Consider the following 13,977-nt stretch of genomic DNA (forward strand, 5'->3'; position numbering starts at 1 on the left):
TGAGGAATGAGAAATTGTTGTCTGAGAATTCTTATTTCCTCATTCTCCTATTTCTCAACTGAACAACGCAGCGTTAAACTAAGTGATACATTTTTTGCCGCTGCGCCTTCAGGGTTTCGTCGGCCAGATATTCTTCGTAGTTCATGCGCCGGTCAATGATGCCGTCGGGCGTAAGCTCGATGATGCGGTTGGCGACGGTTTCGATGAACTGCAAGTCGTGGGAAGCGAAAAGCAGCGAGCCGGGGTAGTCGCGCAGCGCGTTGTTCAGTGCAGTGATGCTTTCCAGGTCCAAATGGTTGGTTGGGTCATCAAGAACGAGCACGTTGCCGCCTTCGAGCATCATTTTGGAGAGCATGCAGCGCACTTTTTCGCCCCCGCTCAATACGTTGGATTTCTTCTGCGATTCCTCGCCTGAGAACAGCATCCGGCCCAGCCAGCCGCGCACGAAGCTCTCGTCTTTTTCTACCGAGTACTGCCGCAGCCAATCCACCAGGTTCAGCTCGCCCGACTGGAAGTAGTTATTATTTTCCTTGGGGAAGTAGCTGGGCGTGATGGTAGTACCCCACTTATACTCCCCGGTCAGCGGCTTGGCCTCGCCAAACAAGATGTCGAAGAGGAGGGAGGCGGCGCGGTCGTCGCGGCCCACAATGGCCACTTTATCTTTTTTATCGAGCGTGAAACTCACATTTTTAAGCACCGTCTGCCCATCTACTTTGGCGCTGATGTTCTCCACGCTCAGCAGCTGGTTGCCCGGCTCGCGTTCCGATTTGAAGGCGATGTAGGGGTAGCGGCGCGAGCTGGGCTTGATGTCTTCCAGGGTCAGCTTTTGCAGCAGCTTCTGGCGGCTGGTGGCCTGCTTGCTCTTGCTGGCGTTGGCTGAGAAGCGCCGCACAAATTCTTCCAGCTCCTTGCGGCGGTCTTCAGTTTTCTTGTTGGCATCCTGGCGCTGACGCAGAGCGAGCTGGCTGCTTTCGTACCAGAAGGTGTAGTTGCCGGGATACATCGTGATTTTGCCGAAGTCCAAATCAGCCATGTAGTTGCACACGGCATCGAGGAAGTGACGGTCGTGGCTCACCACAATCACCGTGTTCTGAAACGAGTCGAGGAAGTTTTCCAACCAGAGCACGCTCTCGGCGTCGAGGTTGTTGGTCGGTTCGTCGAGCAGCAGCACGTCGGGGTTGCCAAACAGGGCCTGGGCCAGCAGCACGCGTACTTTTTCGCTGGCCCCGAGGTCGGCCATCAGCGCGTGGTGCTTGCTTTCGACGATGCCGAGACCCGAGAGCAGCTCGGCGGCTTCGTACTCGGCATTCCAGCCTTCGAGGTCGGCAAACTCGCCTTCCAGCTCGGCGGCGCGCTCGCCGTCGGCATCACTAAAATCGGCCTTGGCATAGAGGGCGTCCTTTTCCTGCATGACGGCGTACAGGCGCTGGTGGCCCTGAATCACGGTTTGCAGTACGGGCTGGTCGTCGTAGGCAAACTGGTTCTGCTTGAGCACGGCCAGGCGCTGGCCGGCGGGCATTTCTACCGAGCCCGTGTTGGGCTCCAGCTCGCCGGAGAGGATTTTCAGGAACGTGGACTTGCCCGCGCCGTTGGCCCCAATGAGGCCGTAGCAGTTGCCAGGCAAGAACTTAGCAGTAACGTCTTCAAACAGGATGCGCTTGCCATAGCGCAGGCTCACATTGGTGGTCGAAATCATTCAGTCAGAAAATAGTAGCTCACAAAAACCGCTCACGCAGGAGCGGCAGGCCGCAAAATTACGCAACAACACTCGGGCCAGAATCCCAGGGGCGAAAGTAGTTGGCAGACCTGACGAAAATAACTAGTTAGCAGTCAAATTAGTGCCCCGTCACGTGCGCAAAACAGCGGGCCTGAAGGTGAAAAAACAGCCCTAGTATAACCTCTGAGTACCAGAGTAAGTATAAAAAGCTAAACCGCCGGCTCGACCGGTAATTCCTCACCTTCAATTGACCCCTGGGAATGGCTGAACATTCAATAACCTCCGAAAACAACGGCCTGCGTATGGGTATCATGACGGCCGTGGTGCTGATTGTCTACACGGGCATTGCGGCCCTGGCTGGCTTCCTTGATAAAATCGAAGCCGGAACACTTGATTTAGTAATTCTCGGCGGGGGCGTGGTGCTGGCCATCAAACGCTTCAAGCGCAGCCGGGGCAACCGGATGTCGTACCTGCAAGGCTTTAGCACGGGCATTATCACAGCGCTGGTGGCCTCGGTGCTGCTGGCTGGGTTTTTCTGGGTGCTGGGTGGCCTGAGCGGGGGCGACGTGGGCGCCGCACAACGGATGCAGGCCCGCGACCTGTTTGGCGCCGACCTGGGCGTGCTTATCGGCGGGTTGGGCATCATCCTGCTGGGCTCGATGACGGGTGTTATCGTCGCGCTCGTGGCCATGCAGTATTTCAAGAGCCCCGACCATCAGCCGATAGCCAGCCTCGATTAACCACTATTACCTGTAATCAGCCTTCAAAAACGGCCTCGGATGCGAGGCCGTTTTTTTGTGTCAGTTGAGTTTGAAATTACATAGTTAAAAGAAAAATTTAGATTAGAAATAAAATAAAGTATAAATTGCATCCGTTAAGAACAAAAATAAACCCTCTCCCCACACAAACTTCTTTTTATGCTCAAATCTGTTACTGCCGCCATGATGCTGTTTTGCGCACTTGCTTCTTTTGCAGCCAATGCTCAAATGGCCGACCGATTGACGGAGCGCCCGGCCGCTAGCAAGTCCACCGTCAGCAAGCCAATTTCCACGGATGCCGTGGCCATTACCCGCGAGATGACCAGCCGCCTGCACCTCAACGAAGGTCAGTTTCTGAAGCTACTGCCGCTGAACCGGACGAAAGTGGCCCGTCTGAACAGCATCCACCGCCAGTACAAGAACGACGAGGCCACCCGCGTGGCCAAAGAGGCTGAACTCGAAGCGCAGTACGAGAAGGATTGCAGCCGCATCCTAACGCCTTCGCAGCTGAGCCAGCTACAGCAGGAAAACGGCCAGCCAGCCACGGCCCCCACCAACGCGGGCAATGGGCTGGGCTAGCACCCCTGCCGGGTTTGGATACCTGGTCGCGCTATGAACCACTAGCCAGTGCCTCGGAAAAGGCGCTAACTGAATAACCAGCCGAAACGACGAAAAAGGCCCATCAAGCAATTGACGGGCCTTTTTCGTTACTTATTTTTGGGGGTGAGCGGGTCGGTTAGGACTTCTGTGACGGTACCCAGGGGGCCGAAACGGAGGCTGAGACAGGCGGCCCCGGACCGGGCGTGGCGGCCCTCGCACTGGGTGCCGGGCTCCAGGTAATAGTAGTATACTTTTTCGGTGCCGGCGCGTAGCTCTTCTTCGTCGGGCTGGCCGAGCAGGGCGGTTACATCGTTGGCCCGGGCTTCGTAGAGCTGTTCTTTGTTTTGCACCAGGGTGGGCACGGCGGCGCGGCGCAGGTCGCGGCAGGCGTAGGGGTCGGCGCGCCACGTTTCGGCGTCGAAGCCCGGCAGCTTGGGCAGGGCGTGGCCGCAGCCCACGAGCAGCCCGCAGCAGACCGCCGAAACTGCCCGACGCAAACTATAGGCAGACAAAAAGGAGGTTGGCATCGGCAATTACTACTGGATTTGCGGCGAAACTAAGCACTAAATTTGGCCTGAAGGTGTATACCGTTTTCCATTAAATTGTTTGAAAGTTATTACAGCTTCTATGTGGCAGGTGTTGGGAAGGGTATTGGGGGTTGGCTTGCTGCTGGGGTTGTTGGTGCCCGCCGGGCCCGTTGCGGCGCAGACTACGCCCGCGGCAGAGGCGGCCAAACTGCCGGCTGCCGCCCGCCGGGCCTACTATCAGGCGGCTTTTGAGCAGCGCACCGCCCAGCTATACGCCCAGCTGAACCTTAGGGCCTCGGGGCTGCCGCTGGCCGTGTTTCGGGAAGGGCTCGTGGGCTACTACAATCTGCGGCCGGCCAGCAGCCCGCCGGTGCTCACGCTCATCGATTTTAGCAAATCCAGTCAGCAGAAGCGGCTCTGGGTGATTAATGTGGAGAAAGCCAAGGTGCTGTTTCACACCTTGGTGGCGCACGGTAAGGCCAGCGGGGCCGATGTGCCCGTAGCTTTTTCCAATAAGGACGGCTCGGAGATGAGTAGCCTGGGGTTTTATCGCACCGCTGCCAGCACTTACATTGGCAAGCATGGCCTCTCGCTAAAGCTGGTGGGGCTCGACCCGGGTTTCAACACCAACGCCGAAAGCCGGGCTGTGGTGGTGCACGGGGCCGAATACGTGTGCGAAGACTTTGTGAAAGCCCACGGCCGCCTCGGTCGCAGCCAGGGCTGCCCCGCCTTGCCAGTAGCCGAAACAACGGCTATCGTGAAAACCATCAAAGGCGGGAGTGTGCTGTATCTGCACGGGCCGGCGGGCACCGGCTACCACTCCCGGTGGCTGAATGTTGATACGGCGGTGCAGGCCTACGCGGGGCTGCGATAAGCCGCGAAGAGATGAGAGATGGAGAATAACCAGAACGGAAAGGACGCGTTAAAAGCGCATTGGGCAGCGTCAGCACCTGGTGGCGGCAGCTAGACAGCAGCCCTTTTCTCTTTCTTCACTCTTCTCATCCCTTCCATGCGTCTTAATCTCCGCTTTATCATCGCCATCATTGTGGCGGCGGTGTCTCTGTTTGGCTACTACTTCAATACCTCCAAGAACGAGGTGACGGGCGAAACCCAGCACGTGAGCATGAGTGCCGAACAGGAAATTGCCCTGGGCCTGCAGGCCGCGCCCCAAATGGCGGCTCAATACGGCGGCGAAAGCCCCGATGCCCGCGCCCGGGCGGCCGTGCAGCAAGTCGGCCAAAAAATAATTGCCAGCACCAAAGCCGGCCAAACGCCTTACAAATTCCAGTTTCACCTCTTGGCCGACGACCAAACGGTGAATGCCTTCGCGCTGCCCGGCGGGCAGGTGTTCATCACCCAGGGCCTGCTGAAGCACCTGACTACGGAGGCCCAGCTGGCGGGCGTTTTAGCGCATGAGATTGGCCATGTCGTGGGCCGGCACTCGGCGGCGCAGGTGGCTAAATCGAACCTGACTCAGGGCCTGGCCGGGGCCGCGACCATTGCCTCCTACGACCCCAACAGCCCCGCCAGCTCGGTGGCGAAGGCCGCTATTGCGGCGGCCATTACCAAGGTTATCACCATGCGCTTTAGCCGCAATGATGAACTGGAGGCCGATAAGCTCGCCGTGGATTTCACGCCCCAGGCCGGCTACGACCCGCGCGCCATGATTCAGGTGATGCAGATATTGCAGCAACAAGGCGGCCGGGGCTCCACGCCCGAATTCCTGAGCACGCACCCGGACCCCGGCAACCGCATCGTTCAATTGCAGCAGGAAATTGCGGCGGAGTTCCCGCAAGGGGTGCCAGCGGGGTTGAAACAGTGACCAGCGACCGCAGATTGAACGGATTTTAACGGATGGAACGGATTTTTTGTGGTTCTGCACAGGGTTGGGTTTTCTTGCTGGTGTTAGTGTTGGGTTAGCGGTATTTCATCAACGCTTTTGGCTTTTGATGAAGCGTTTAAATTCCAGGCTTGATGCGCCAAAGTTGATGAGCAGGCCGATTGGTAGCTCAAATGCTTCCAGGTAGTTGATGATTTGGACATGATGAGCCATGATTAGGCGGTCTATTGCTTTTAGCTCGACCAATACCTTCTTTTCAACGAAAAAGTCGACTCTTCGGGAGCCGACTTTTTCGTTTTCGTAGAAAATGGGCAAATCCACTTCCCGCTCAGCGCTGTACTCGTTTTTATAAAGCTCAATAGCCAACGCCCGCTGGTAAACCACTTCCGGGAAACCCCACCCCAGCTTGCGGTGCACCGTCATGGCGCAGCCAATGATTGCCCCGGTCAACTTATTGTACTCTTCTAAATCAACCATACCAGGACCAGAGCCAAAGAAGCTGTTTAAATAATCAGGCGAAAGAACCGTAGTCAAGAAAGGACGTCATGCTGAGCTTGTAGAAGCATCTCTACCGCCAAAGTAAATCATATACTACTGTGATAGAGATGCTTCTACAAGCTCAGCATGACGTTCTGGATGCTACCTGCTCTTTTCCGCCAGTACTTTCTAAGCAGCTTCAAAATCAGAAAGCAGAAAAATAGACGCCAGCGCTACACAGCATGCCCCAAAACCAACCCTGCGCAGAACCACAAGAAATCCGTTTCATCCGTTAAAATCCGTTCAATCTGCGGTCAGAAGTTAGGCGGCGTTAGATTTTTGAAGTGCCCATTGAGGCGGACGCGCTCCTTGAGGCGCTCGGTTTCGAGGACTACGGGGAGGATGGTGTCGAGGTGGTCGCGCACGATTTCCTGGCGCTCCTGCTCGCTGGTGGTGGCCAGGAGCTGGTATTCCTGCTCGGTGCTGAAGCCGATGTGGTGGGCCACGTCGAAGATGCAGTAGTCGGGGGTCAGCTCCAGCAGAAGCTTGCGCAGGCCGAGGGCTTCGTAGAGCTGCCGGACCTGCTTGGTGATGATTTCGCGCAGCACGGGGTCGGCGACATCGTCCTGGACCACGTCTTCGATTTGGCCGCCAGCGTAGAGCTTGCCAGGGGCCTGCCGGTAGAATTTGTTGATGCGAAACACCCCCACGGCCTTGGTGCGGATGTCCAGCTCGCCGCTGGAATAGGTTTGCTCCACGCTCAGCAGGCGCATTTCGGTACCCAGCTCGCTGAGGGAATTGTCCAGGTAGGGCGGGATGCCGAAGGTAATATTCTGTTCGATGCACTCGCGTACCAATTGGCGGTAGCGGGGCTCGAAGATGTGCAGGTTAAGTTTCTCCCCCGGAAAAACCACCAAGTTGAGAGGAAACAGCGGAAGCAGACGCGACATGGGAAGCAGAACTGATGAAGGGAGAATAAGCGAAGGCTGAACAAATAAAACCGGCAGTTGGATTTGCGCCGCCGTCCGAAGCGAGCTTGATGGAAGCATTCGAAAGGTAGCTGGGAAAGCCGAAACCCCGCATGTCACGCTACTTTTGTTCTAATGTCTACTGCTTCCCTTATTCCTGACTTTTCCGTTTTACTCAAGCAGGCCAGCCGTCTGCTGCTGCAAGTGGTGGCGGCGCTGTTTCTGGCCTCGGTGGCCTGGGTGCTGATTTACCGGTGGGTGTCGCCGCCCGCCACCTGGCTGATGCTGGACCGGCGCGCCCACCCGCCCGTGGGCCTGGGCTACTACGGCATTCAGGAAGAGCCGCGGCACATTCGCTACCGCTTCCGCACCCTCGACGAAGTGGCCCCAACCGTGCCGCTGGCGCTGGTGGCGGCCGAAGACCAGCGCTTTCTGATCCACCACGGCTTCGATTTTGATGCCCTGACCAAGGCCGCCAAGCGTAACTGGAACGGCGATGGCAAGCACATCGTGGGGGGCAGCACCATCTCGCAGCAGGTCGCCAAAAACGTGTTTCTGTGGCAGGGGCGCAGCTACGTGCGCAAGGCGGCCGAAGCCTATTTCACGGTGCTCATCGAGTTTATGTGGAGCAAGCGCCGCATCATGGAAATGTACCTGAGCGTGGCTGAGATGGGCGACTGCACCTTCGGCGTGGAAGCGGCCAGCCAGCGGTATTTCGGTAAGCCGGCCAGCCGGGTAACTTCCGCCGAGGCGGCGCTGCTGGCCGGCGTGCTGCCCAACCCCCTGCGATTCCGGGCTTCTAATCCGGGGCCGGTGGCGCGGGCCAAGCAGCTGCGGGTGCTGCGCAACATGCGCCGCCTGGGTGGCACCTCCTACGTGGCCGGGATGCTGAAATAGGCCGCTTAGCCGCGCTTGGAGATTTTGTTGCCGGTGATGCTGCGCTGCAACGTAGATTTGAAGCGGGCGTCATCGACCTGGCTTTTGGCGCGGTGCTTGGTGGCTCGGCCTTGTACCCGGGCGCGCCAGCGGCGCCAGGAGGCCGCTTTCAGCTCGCGGCGCATGAGCGTGATGACGGCCTGCTCGTTGAGCCCGAATTGCTGCTCAATGGCCTCAAATGGGGTGCGGTCTTCCCAAGCCATCTCGATGATGCGGTCGATGTCGGGGGCAGTGAGGGTGGGCGTGGGTGTGGGTGTCATGGATTTTGGGGTGCAATCCGGCTGGTAATTGCTGCTCTTATAGGGAGGTAAACAGCTGTAAACCGTTTTTGATGGGCGCTTGCCGCAGCTTATTTCCAGTTGTTGGCGAGATTGGGCCTGCGCCTGCAATCAAAACATTCCTCTTGCCCTTATTGCCATGACCAACCTGAAACTGACGCTGGGCCTGCTGGCTTGCTTGGCCGGGACTGAAGCCGCCGCGCAGGCCACGCCTAAAACCGACCCGTCTAAGGCCCGCCGCGCCATCGTCGAGGTGCTCACGACCCAAACCGCGGCCTGGAACCGGGGCGATATTCCGGGGTTCATGCGGGGCTACTGGCAGTCTGATTCGTTGGTGTTCATCGGCCGGAAGGGGCCCACGTACGGCTGGCAGTCCACGCTGGCTAATTATCAGAAAAACTACCCGGATGCCGCCGCCATGGGCCAGCTCGACTTCAGCGGCTTGCGGGTGACGCTGCTGGCGCCAGGCGCGGCGCAGGTAGTTGGGCGCTGGCACCTGGCGCGGCCGGCGGCGGGGGACGTGCAGGGTTATTTCCTGCTGGTACTACGGCAGATTGATGGAAAGTGGGTGGTGGTGGCCGACCACACCAATAGCCAGTGAGGAGCCGGCCAGGGTATTGTGGACGACTCCGTGAGAGCTTCCGCACCAAAAACTGCAACGTCATTTCCCGTAGTAGTCGCAGTGCAAAAGCAGTGGTTCGCACTGGTTTTCAAGCCAGAATACCCGTAGCAAAAAGCCGGTCCCGTCCTGTCGCGTCCGGTCCCGTCATGCCGAGCGCAGCCGAGGCATCTCGCGTGCAATAGTAAACCAGTCGTCAAAAAGGGAGTAGTGGTGGCACGCGAGATGCCTCGGCTGCGCTCGGCATGACGGGACCTGGGCTCTAGGTCTAGGTTAAACTACTTAAATGCCGGCTCGCTCCCGCGCTCCGCTGCCTCCTAAACAGTACTAAGCCGAGCATTATTGCGTAGCTTATTAAAAATATTTATAAATTTTATTTAAATGGGTAAAAACTGCTTCCTGCGCCTCATCATCCGCACGTTTGGGGCAGCACCGCTCAGCGCTGGGTTGTCAGGCTGCGTCACTATCCCGTAGTTCCTGGGCGGCGGCTTCTGCTTCGGCCCGCAGCCCGGCGATGCGCAGCCGCAACCGGGCCTGGGCCGTGCTCCCGCTGCGGACCAGCTCGGCACGGGCCTCGGCCGCGAAGCCGGCCAGCCACGCTGGCGCAGCAGTACCCACCGGCGCCAACGCGGCCGTGAGCACGGGCAGGGCCGTCAGCCGCCGTCGGGCCCAGACGGCCCGCTCTGGTAATAAACTAAGCTCGTACGCAAGCTGGTCGGCCCGGTGCTGGCAGGCGCGCTGCTGCTTGTGCAGGGCGGCCCGGTCCAGAGCTTCGGGGTCGGGCTCGGTGGGAGTGTTGTGGTAGGCTAGCGTGAGGGCAGCTTGCGGCAGGGAGGCCGGCAGGGGCAGGGGGCGGATGCCGCGCTCTACTTGTGAGACCATCGTTTTGCTCAGGCCTAGACAGTAGCCCAAGGCTGTTTGACTCAAGCAAAAAAAAGTGCGGAGCCGGGGCAGGAGGGCGGTGGGGATGGATTCCATTGGGGGCGTTTTGCTCTACGTTTTGGAACAACGCGAAAAGTGTAGAGCAAATTGCAATGGACTTATGTTCTACAGTTTTTTTGTTGCTCCAAAACGTAGAGCAGACAAAACAATCGTAAAAAAGCGAAGTGAGGTGCTTCTACTGCATTTGGTCAGGTGATGCTGCTATCTTCGTGCAATTGCCGCAGGGCATTCTTTTTCTTCCCAAACTGACAGTACATGTCCGTCCAGAACGACGCCCAACACGAATTTCTTAAAGCCTTGGACCGCCGCCTCTGGACGGCGGCCGACCAACTCCGCTCCAACCTCGACGCTGCCGTGTATAAGCACGCCGTGTTGGGGCTGGTGTTTCTCAAATACGTTTCCGATGCCTTTGCCGAGCGGCACCAAGCTCTAGCCGCGCAGTTCCGCGACCCAGACGCTGACTATTACCTCGAAGGTGATGAGGAAGCTATTGCCGAGCAGCTCGAAATACGCGACTTCTATAAGGAGGCCAACGTGTTTTGGGTGCCCGCAATGGCCCGTTGGGGCTTCCTGGTAGAGAATGCCAAGGTGGCGGCCAACACTGAAATCACGCTGCCTGACGGCAAGCCCTACAAATTTAAAACCCTGGGCCACCTGCTCGATGATGCCCTCGATGCTATTGAACGCGATAATCCTCCCCTGAAGGGCGTGCTGCCCAAAGACTACGCCCGCCTGCGGCTAGAAGATACCAAGATGCGACAGCTGCTGGATTTGGTGGCTACCATTCCGTTTGAGAACCGCGAGCTGGGCCTCCACTCCAAAGACATTTTGGGGCACGTGTACGAGTATTTTTTGGGTGAATTTGCCAGCGCCGAGGGCAAGAAAGGTGGGCAGTATCACACGCCCAAGAGCATCGTGGCTCTGATAGTGGAAATGATTGAGCCCTACCAGGGCCGGGTGTATGACCCCTGCTGCGGCTCGGGCGGCTTTTTCGTGCAGAGCGACGACTTTATTGAGCAGCACGCCGCCGCCAAGCACTACAACGCCGCCGAGCAGAAGCGCCGCGTGGCCATCTACGGGCAGGAGTCGAACCCCACCACCTGGCAGCTGGCCTGCATGAACTTAGCCATCCGGGGCATCGAGTACAACCTGGGCGACGGGCCGGCTGACACCATGCGCCGCGACCTGCACCCGAGCCTGCGCGCCGACTTCATCATGGCCAACCCGCCCTTCAACATGAACGAGTGGGGGCAGGAAGACCTGCGCGACGACCCCCGCTGGCGCTACGGCCTGCCCCCGGCCTCCAACGCCAACTTTGCTTGGATGCAGCACATGCTCTACCACCTGGCCCCCACCGGCCGCATGGCCCTGCTGCTAAGCAACGGCTCGATGTCGTCGAACACCAACAACGAGGGCGTGATTCGGCGGCAGCTGCTCGAAGACGACCTGGTGGAGTGCATGGTGGCCCTGCCTGGCCAGCTCTTCACTAATACCCAGATTCCGGCCTGCATCTGGCTGCTGAGCAACAGCAAAACCGCCGGCCCCGGCCGCTACGACCGGCGCGGGCAGGTGCTTTTCATCGATGCCCGCCAGAAGGGCTACATGAAAGACCGGGTGCTGCGCGACTTCCGCCCCACCGACGTGGCCGACATTGCCCGCACTTACCACCACTGGCAGCAGGGCCACGCCGCCTACGCCAACCAGCCCGGCTACTGCTACAGCGCCACCCTGGCCGAAATAGCGACCCACGACTACGTGCTGACGCCCGGTCGCTACGTGGGCGCCGAAGAAAAAGAAGCCGATTCCGAACCCTTCGCTGACAAGATAGGCCGCCTCACCGCCATTCTGCGCGAGCAGTTCAGCGAAGGCGCGCGGTTGCAGGCGGTTATTGAGGAAAATTTAGCAGGGTTGGGTTATGGCAAGTGAAGTTTTGTTTTCGGTAGAAGGCTGGGAAAATACCACCTTGGGCGAAGCTTGCAAACGGGGCGGTGGGGAAATACAGACTGGCCCATTTGGAAGTCAGTTACACGCTGCCGATTATGTAGCAGAAGGGATTCCTTCGATTATGCCACAGAATATCGGCGACAATAGAATTAACGAGCAGGGAATAGCGAGGATTACGCCCGCTGATGCAGCACGGCTCAACCGTTATCTAGTTCGGGAAGGTGATATCGTTTACAGCCGACGAGGCGATGTAGAACGTAAGGCGCTAGTGAGAAGCCATGAGGACGGCTGGCTTTGTGGTACCGGATGCTTACGAGTTCGGTTTGGCAGTGAAGAGTTTGTTGACTCACTGTTTGCCTCTTTCTATCTATCTCACACTGCAGTTCGCAGTTGGATTGTTCGCCATGCACATGGGGCAACGATGCCCAACCTTAATACTTCAATTCTTGGGGCGCTTCCATTTGTTATTCCTCCAATCGCTGAGCAGCGCCGCATTGCCCATATCCTCGGCACGCTGGACGATAAAATCGAACTAAACCGCCGCCAGAACGAGACGCTGGAAAGCTTGGCGCGGGCGCTGTTTCAGTCATGGTTCGTGGACTTCGACCCGGTGCGGGCCAAAGCCAGCGGCGAAGCCGAAGCCGCCATTTGCCAGCGGCTGGGTCTGTCGCCGCAGGTGCTGGCCTTGTTTCCGGCGGCGCTGGAAGACTCAACGCTGGGCGAGTTGCCTGTGGGGTGGAAAGTTGGTAAGCTTGAAGATTTATGTGTATTGCAGAGAGGTTTTGACCTTCCTGCATCTGTAAGAACAGAAGGAAAGTATTCTGTGATTTCGGCAGGCGGAATACACGGTACGCACAACGAGTTTATGGTAAAAGGTCCGGGAATAGTCACTGGACGAAGTGGCGTTATTGGTAATGTGTTCTTTGTTCAGGATGACTTTTGGCCATTGAACACAACCTTGTGGGTAAAGAAGTTTATGCATGTAGGCCCAAGCTATGTTTATCAACTTCTCAGTGGAATTGACCTGAAAAGTTTTAATGCTGGTTCCGCTGTGCCATCTCTTAACAGGAATCACGTTCATACGCATCCTGTAATCATACCAAGCAAGAAATTAGCTGCTATTTACGAGGGGTTTGCAACCACCTTGTTTAAAAGCAAAAAATCTGCTGATGATGAATCCCGCAATCTGATTGCTCTGCGCGAGGAATTGCTACCACGTTTGCTATCGGGAGAGCTTTTAAATACGGTTATTGCTTAGTTGGCTATGGAAGAAAGTGAGCAACTAGAGAGACTTGTCGGCACCTTCCGGGGGTTAGATATAGAGCTTTACGAGAGCAATGCCGAATTTAACGAATGGTTCGACGAGCAATATGAGGAATTCCCTATTGTGGGAGATAAGCCATATGCTCCCAGCAAAATACTGTTTTGGTTGGACCGACCTCTCTATAAAACGGCGATACAAGAGTTTGAAGGTGACGCTCTATCCGGTAAATATGAAGAGGCGATTGATATACTAAAGGAGAATAATCAACTTGGGAGGTTCAAAGAAGTAGCTAATGCTGTACGCAGGCAGCGGTTGGTCCCTTTTGTAGGAGCAGGTTTGTCAAAGCCAATGAATATGCCACTTTGGGGCGAGGCATTGAAAGCGCTTGCAGGGGAGATGCCAACCTTCAACAACTCTGATTTTACCAGAGCATTAAGTGAAGGCCGCCTTTTAGATGCTGCACAATTACTATATGAATTCTCCCCCGACCAAACCACAGACTATATACATAGAACGTATAGTGTGGATGTAATGGCAGGACCAATCCAGCTACTTCCGAGGATTAGTTACGGCTGTGTCGTTACAACCAATTTTGACCAAGCATTAGAAAAAATATTTAGTCAGCATAAAATGCCTTTTGAGGGATACATGAATGGCAATCAGAGCGGACCATTTATGCAGAAATTGGTGAAAGGTGACCGGTGCCTTTTAAAGCTACATGGTGACTTTGAGAACCCTGATACTTATGTTTTTACTTTTAAACAGTACGAAGAAGGATACGGGCAGCCATTTGATTATAACAAACATTTGCCTAAAGCACTACGTCAGATTTACGTGAGTAATTCACTGTTGTTTCTTGGATGCAGCCTAGACAATGACTGGACTATGCAGCTTTTTCAGAACGTAGCTGAAACGTCGAGTTATCAAATTCCTGACCATTACGCTATACTGCCCGCACCTGAGAATCCTGATGATAAACATGCGAAAACAAATCAACTACTGCGATGCCATATTAGGCCCATTTGGTACCCGCCTGGCCGTCATGATTTAGTGGAGAAGTTTATCGAGATGTTGACAGCTCAAGCAAAAAACCGATTTCTACCTTAG

At 56.6% G+C, this 13,977-nt stretch carries 15 protein-coding genes; 9 read left to right on the forward strand and 6 right to left on the reverse strand.

Annotation, left to right across the window (positions count from 1 at the left end; translation table 11 throughout):
* Nucleotides 1–73 precede the first annotated feature (73 nt).
* Complete coding sequence (locus WX88_RS00790) at nt 74–1,696, reverse strand: ABC-F family ATP-binding cassette domain-containing protein (RefSeq protein WP_046242417.1); 1,623 nt, start codon at nt 1,694–1,696, stop codon at nt 74–76.
* Nucleotides 1,697–1,977: 281 nt separating this feature from the next.
* On the opposite strand from WX88_RS00790, the gene WX88_RS27045 reads away from it, so the two are divergent.
* Both WX88_RS27045 and WX88_RS00800 read left to right on the forward strand, forming a co-directional pair.
* Entirely contained in the window at nt 1,978–2,457 is a 480-nt protein-coding gene (locus WX88_RS27045; RefSeq protein ID WP_052732216.1) for a DUF4199 domain-containing protein, read from the forward strand.
* Nucleotides 2,458–2,634: 177 nt separating this feature from the next.
* A complete protein-coding gene (locus WX88_RS00800; protein ID WP_156175877.1) occupies nt 2,635–3,054 on the forward strand; it encodes a hypothetical protein in 420 nt (139 codons plus the stop codon).
* A 128-nt stretch (nt 3,055–3,182) separates the two neighbouring features.
* Here the strand turns inward: WX88_RS00800 and WX88_RS00805 are convergent, their stop codons facing one another.
* A complete protein-coding gene (locus WX88_RS00805; RefSeq protein ID WP_197076629.1) occupies nt 3,183–3,602 on the reverse strand; it encodes a hypothetical protein in 420 nt (139 codons plus the stop codon).
* A 79-nt stretch (nt 3,603–3,681) separates the two neighbouring features.
* On the opposite strand from WX88_RS00805, the gene WX88_RS00810 reads away from it, so the two are divergent.
* The gene (locus WX88_RS00810; RefSeq protein WP_231590590.1) at nt 3,682–4,476 is read left to right on the forward strand and encodes a murein L,D-transpeptidase catalytic domain family protein; all 795 of its coding nucleotides are present in this window, start codon (nt 3,682–3,684) and stop codon (nt 4,474–4,476) included.
* A 135-nt stretch (nt 4,477–4,611) separates the two neighbouring features.
* Nucleotides 4,612–5,424, forward strand: a complete 813-nt coding sequence (locus WX88_RS00815) for a M48 family metalloprotease (RefSeq protein ID WP_046242420.1) — start codon at nt 4,612–4,614, stop codon at nt 5,422–5,424.
* A 108-nt stretch (nt 5,425–5,532) separates the two neighbouring features.
* On the opposite strand, the gene WX88_RS00820 is transcribed toward WX88_RS00815, so the two are convergent.
* Both WX88_RS00820 and WX88_RS00825 read right to left on the reverse strand, forming a co-directional pair.
* Nucleotides 5,533–5,976, reverse strand: coding sequence for a GxxExxY protein (locus WX88_RS00820; protein ID WP_316932299.1), 444 nt, complete (start codon nt 5,974–5,976; stop codon nt 5,533–5,535).
* 257 nt (nt 5,977–6,233) lie between these two features.
* Nucleotides 6,234–6,869, reverse strand: coding sequence for an LON peptidase substrate-binding domain-containing protein (locus WX88_RS00825; RefSeq protein ID WP_046242422.1), 636 nt, complete (start codon nt 6,867–6,869; stop codon nt 6,234–6,236).
* A 153-nt stretch (nt 6,870–7,022) separates the two neighbouring features.
* On the opposite strand from WX88_RS00825, the gene mtgA reads away from it, so the two are divergent.
* Nucleotides 7,023–7,784, forward strand: a complete 762-nt coding sequence (mtgA, locus tag WX88_RS00830) for a monofunctional biosynthetic peptidoglycan transglycosylase (RefSeq protein ID WP_046242423.1) — start codon at nt 7,023–7,025, stop codon at nt 7,782–7,784.
* 5 nt (nt 7,785–7,789) lie between these two features.
* On the opposite strand, the gene WX88_RS00835 is transcribed toward mtgA, so the two are convergent.
* Nucleotides 7,790–8,083 (reverse strand): TIGR03643 family protein, encoded by a 294-nt coding sequence (locus WX88_RS00835; protein ID WP_046242424.1) that lies wholly within the window; start codon nt 8,081–8,083, stop codon nt 7,790–7,792.
* 157 nt (nt 8,084–8,240) lie between these two features.
* Between WX88_RS00835 and WX88_RS00840 the strand changes: the two genes are divergently transcribed.
* On the forward strand, nt 8,241–8,702 hold the full coding sequence (locus tag WX88_RS00840; RefSeq protein ID WP_052732217.1) for a YybH family protein: 462 nt from the start codon (nt 8,241–8,243) through the stop codon (nt 8,700–8,702).
* Between the two features lie 468 nt (nt 8,703–9,170).
* Here the strand turns inward: WX88_RS00840 and WX88_RS00845 are convergent, their stop codons facing one another.
* Nucleotides 9,171–9,698 carry a hypothetical protein gene (locus tag WX88_RS00845; RefSeq protein ID WP_046242425.1) on the reverse strand — a complete coding sequence of 176 codons (528 nt, stop codon included), beginning with the start codon at nt 9,696–9,698 and terminating at the stop codon, nt 9,171–9,173.
* Nucleotides 9,699–9,917: 219 nt separating this feature from the next.
* Here WX88_RS00845 and WX88_RS00850 point away from each other — a divergent pair, with 219 nt between their 5' ends.
* The 3 genes from WX88_RS00850 to WX88_RS00860 are packed head-to-tail and all read left to right on the forward strand — an operon-like array spanning nt 9,918 to nt 13,977.
* Nucleotides 9,918–11,588, forward strand: a complete 1,671-nt coding sequence (locus WX88_RS00850) for a class I SAM-dependent DNA methyltransferase (protein WP_046242426.1) — start codon at nt 9,918–9,920, stop codon at nt 11,586–11,588.
* The gene (locus tag WX88_RS30670; protein WP_046242427.1) at nt 11,578–12,864 is read left to right on the forward strand and encodes a restriction endonuclease subunit S; all 1,287 of its coding nucleotides are present in this window, start codon (nt 11,578–11,580) and stop codon (nt 12,862–12,864) included. Before WX88_RS00850 ends, WX88_RS30670 begins: the two co-directional genes overlap by 11 nt.
* Nucleotides 12,865–12,870: 6 nt before the next feature.
* Nucleotides 12,871–13,977 (forward strand): SIR2 family NAD-dependent protein deacylase, encoded by a 1,107-nt coding sequence (locus WX88_RS00860; protein WP_156175880.1) that lies wholly within the window; start codon nt 12,871–12,873, stop codon nt 13,975–13,977.

It is taken from the genome of Hymenobacter terrenus (assembly GCF_000972495.1).
Lineage (GTDB): Bacteria > Bacteroidota > Bacteroidia > Cytophagales > Hymenobacteraceae > Hymenobacter > Hymenobacter terrenus.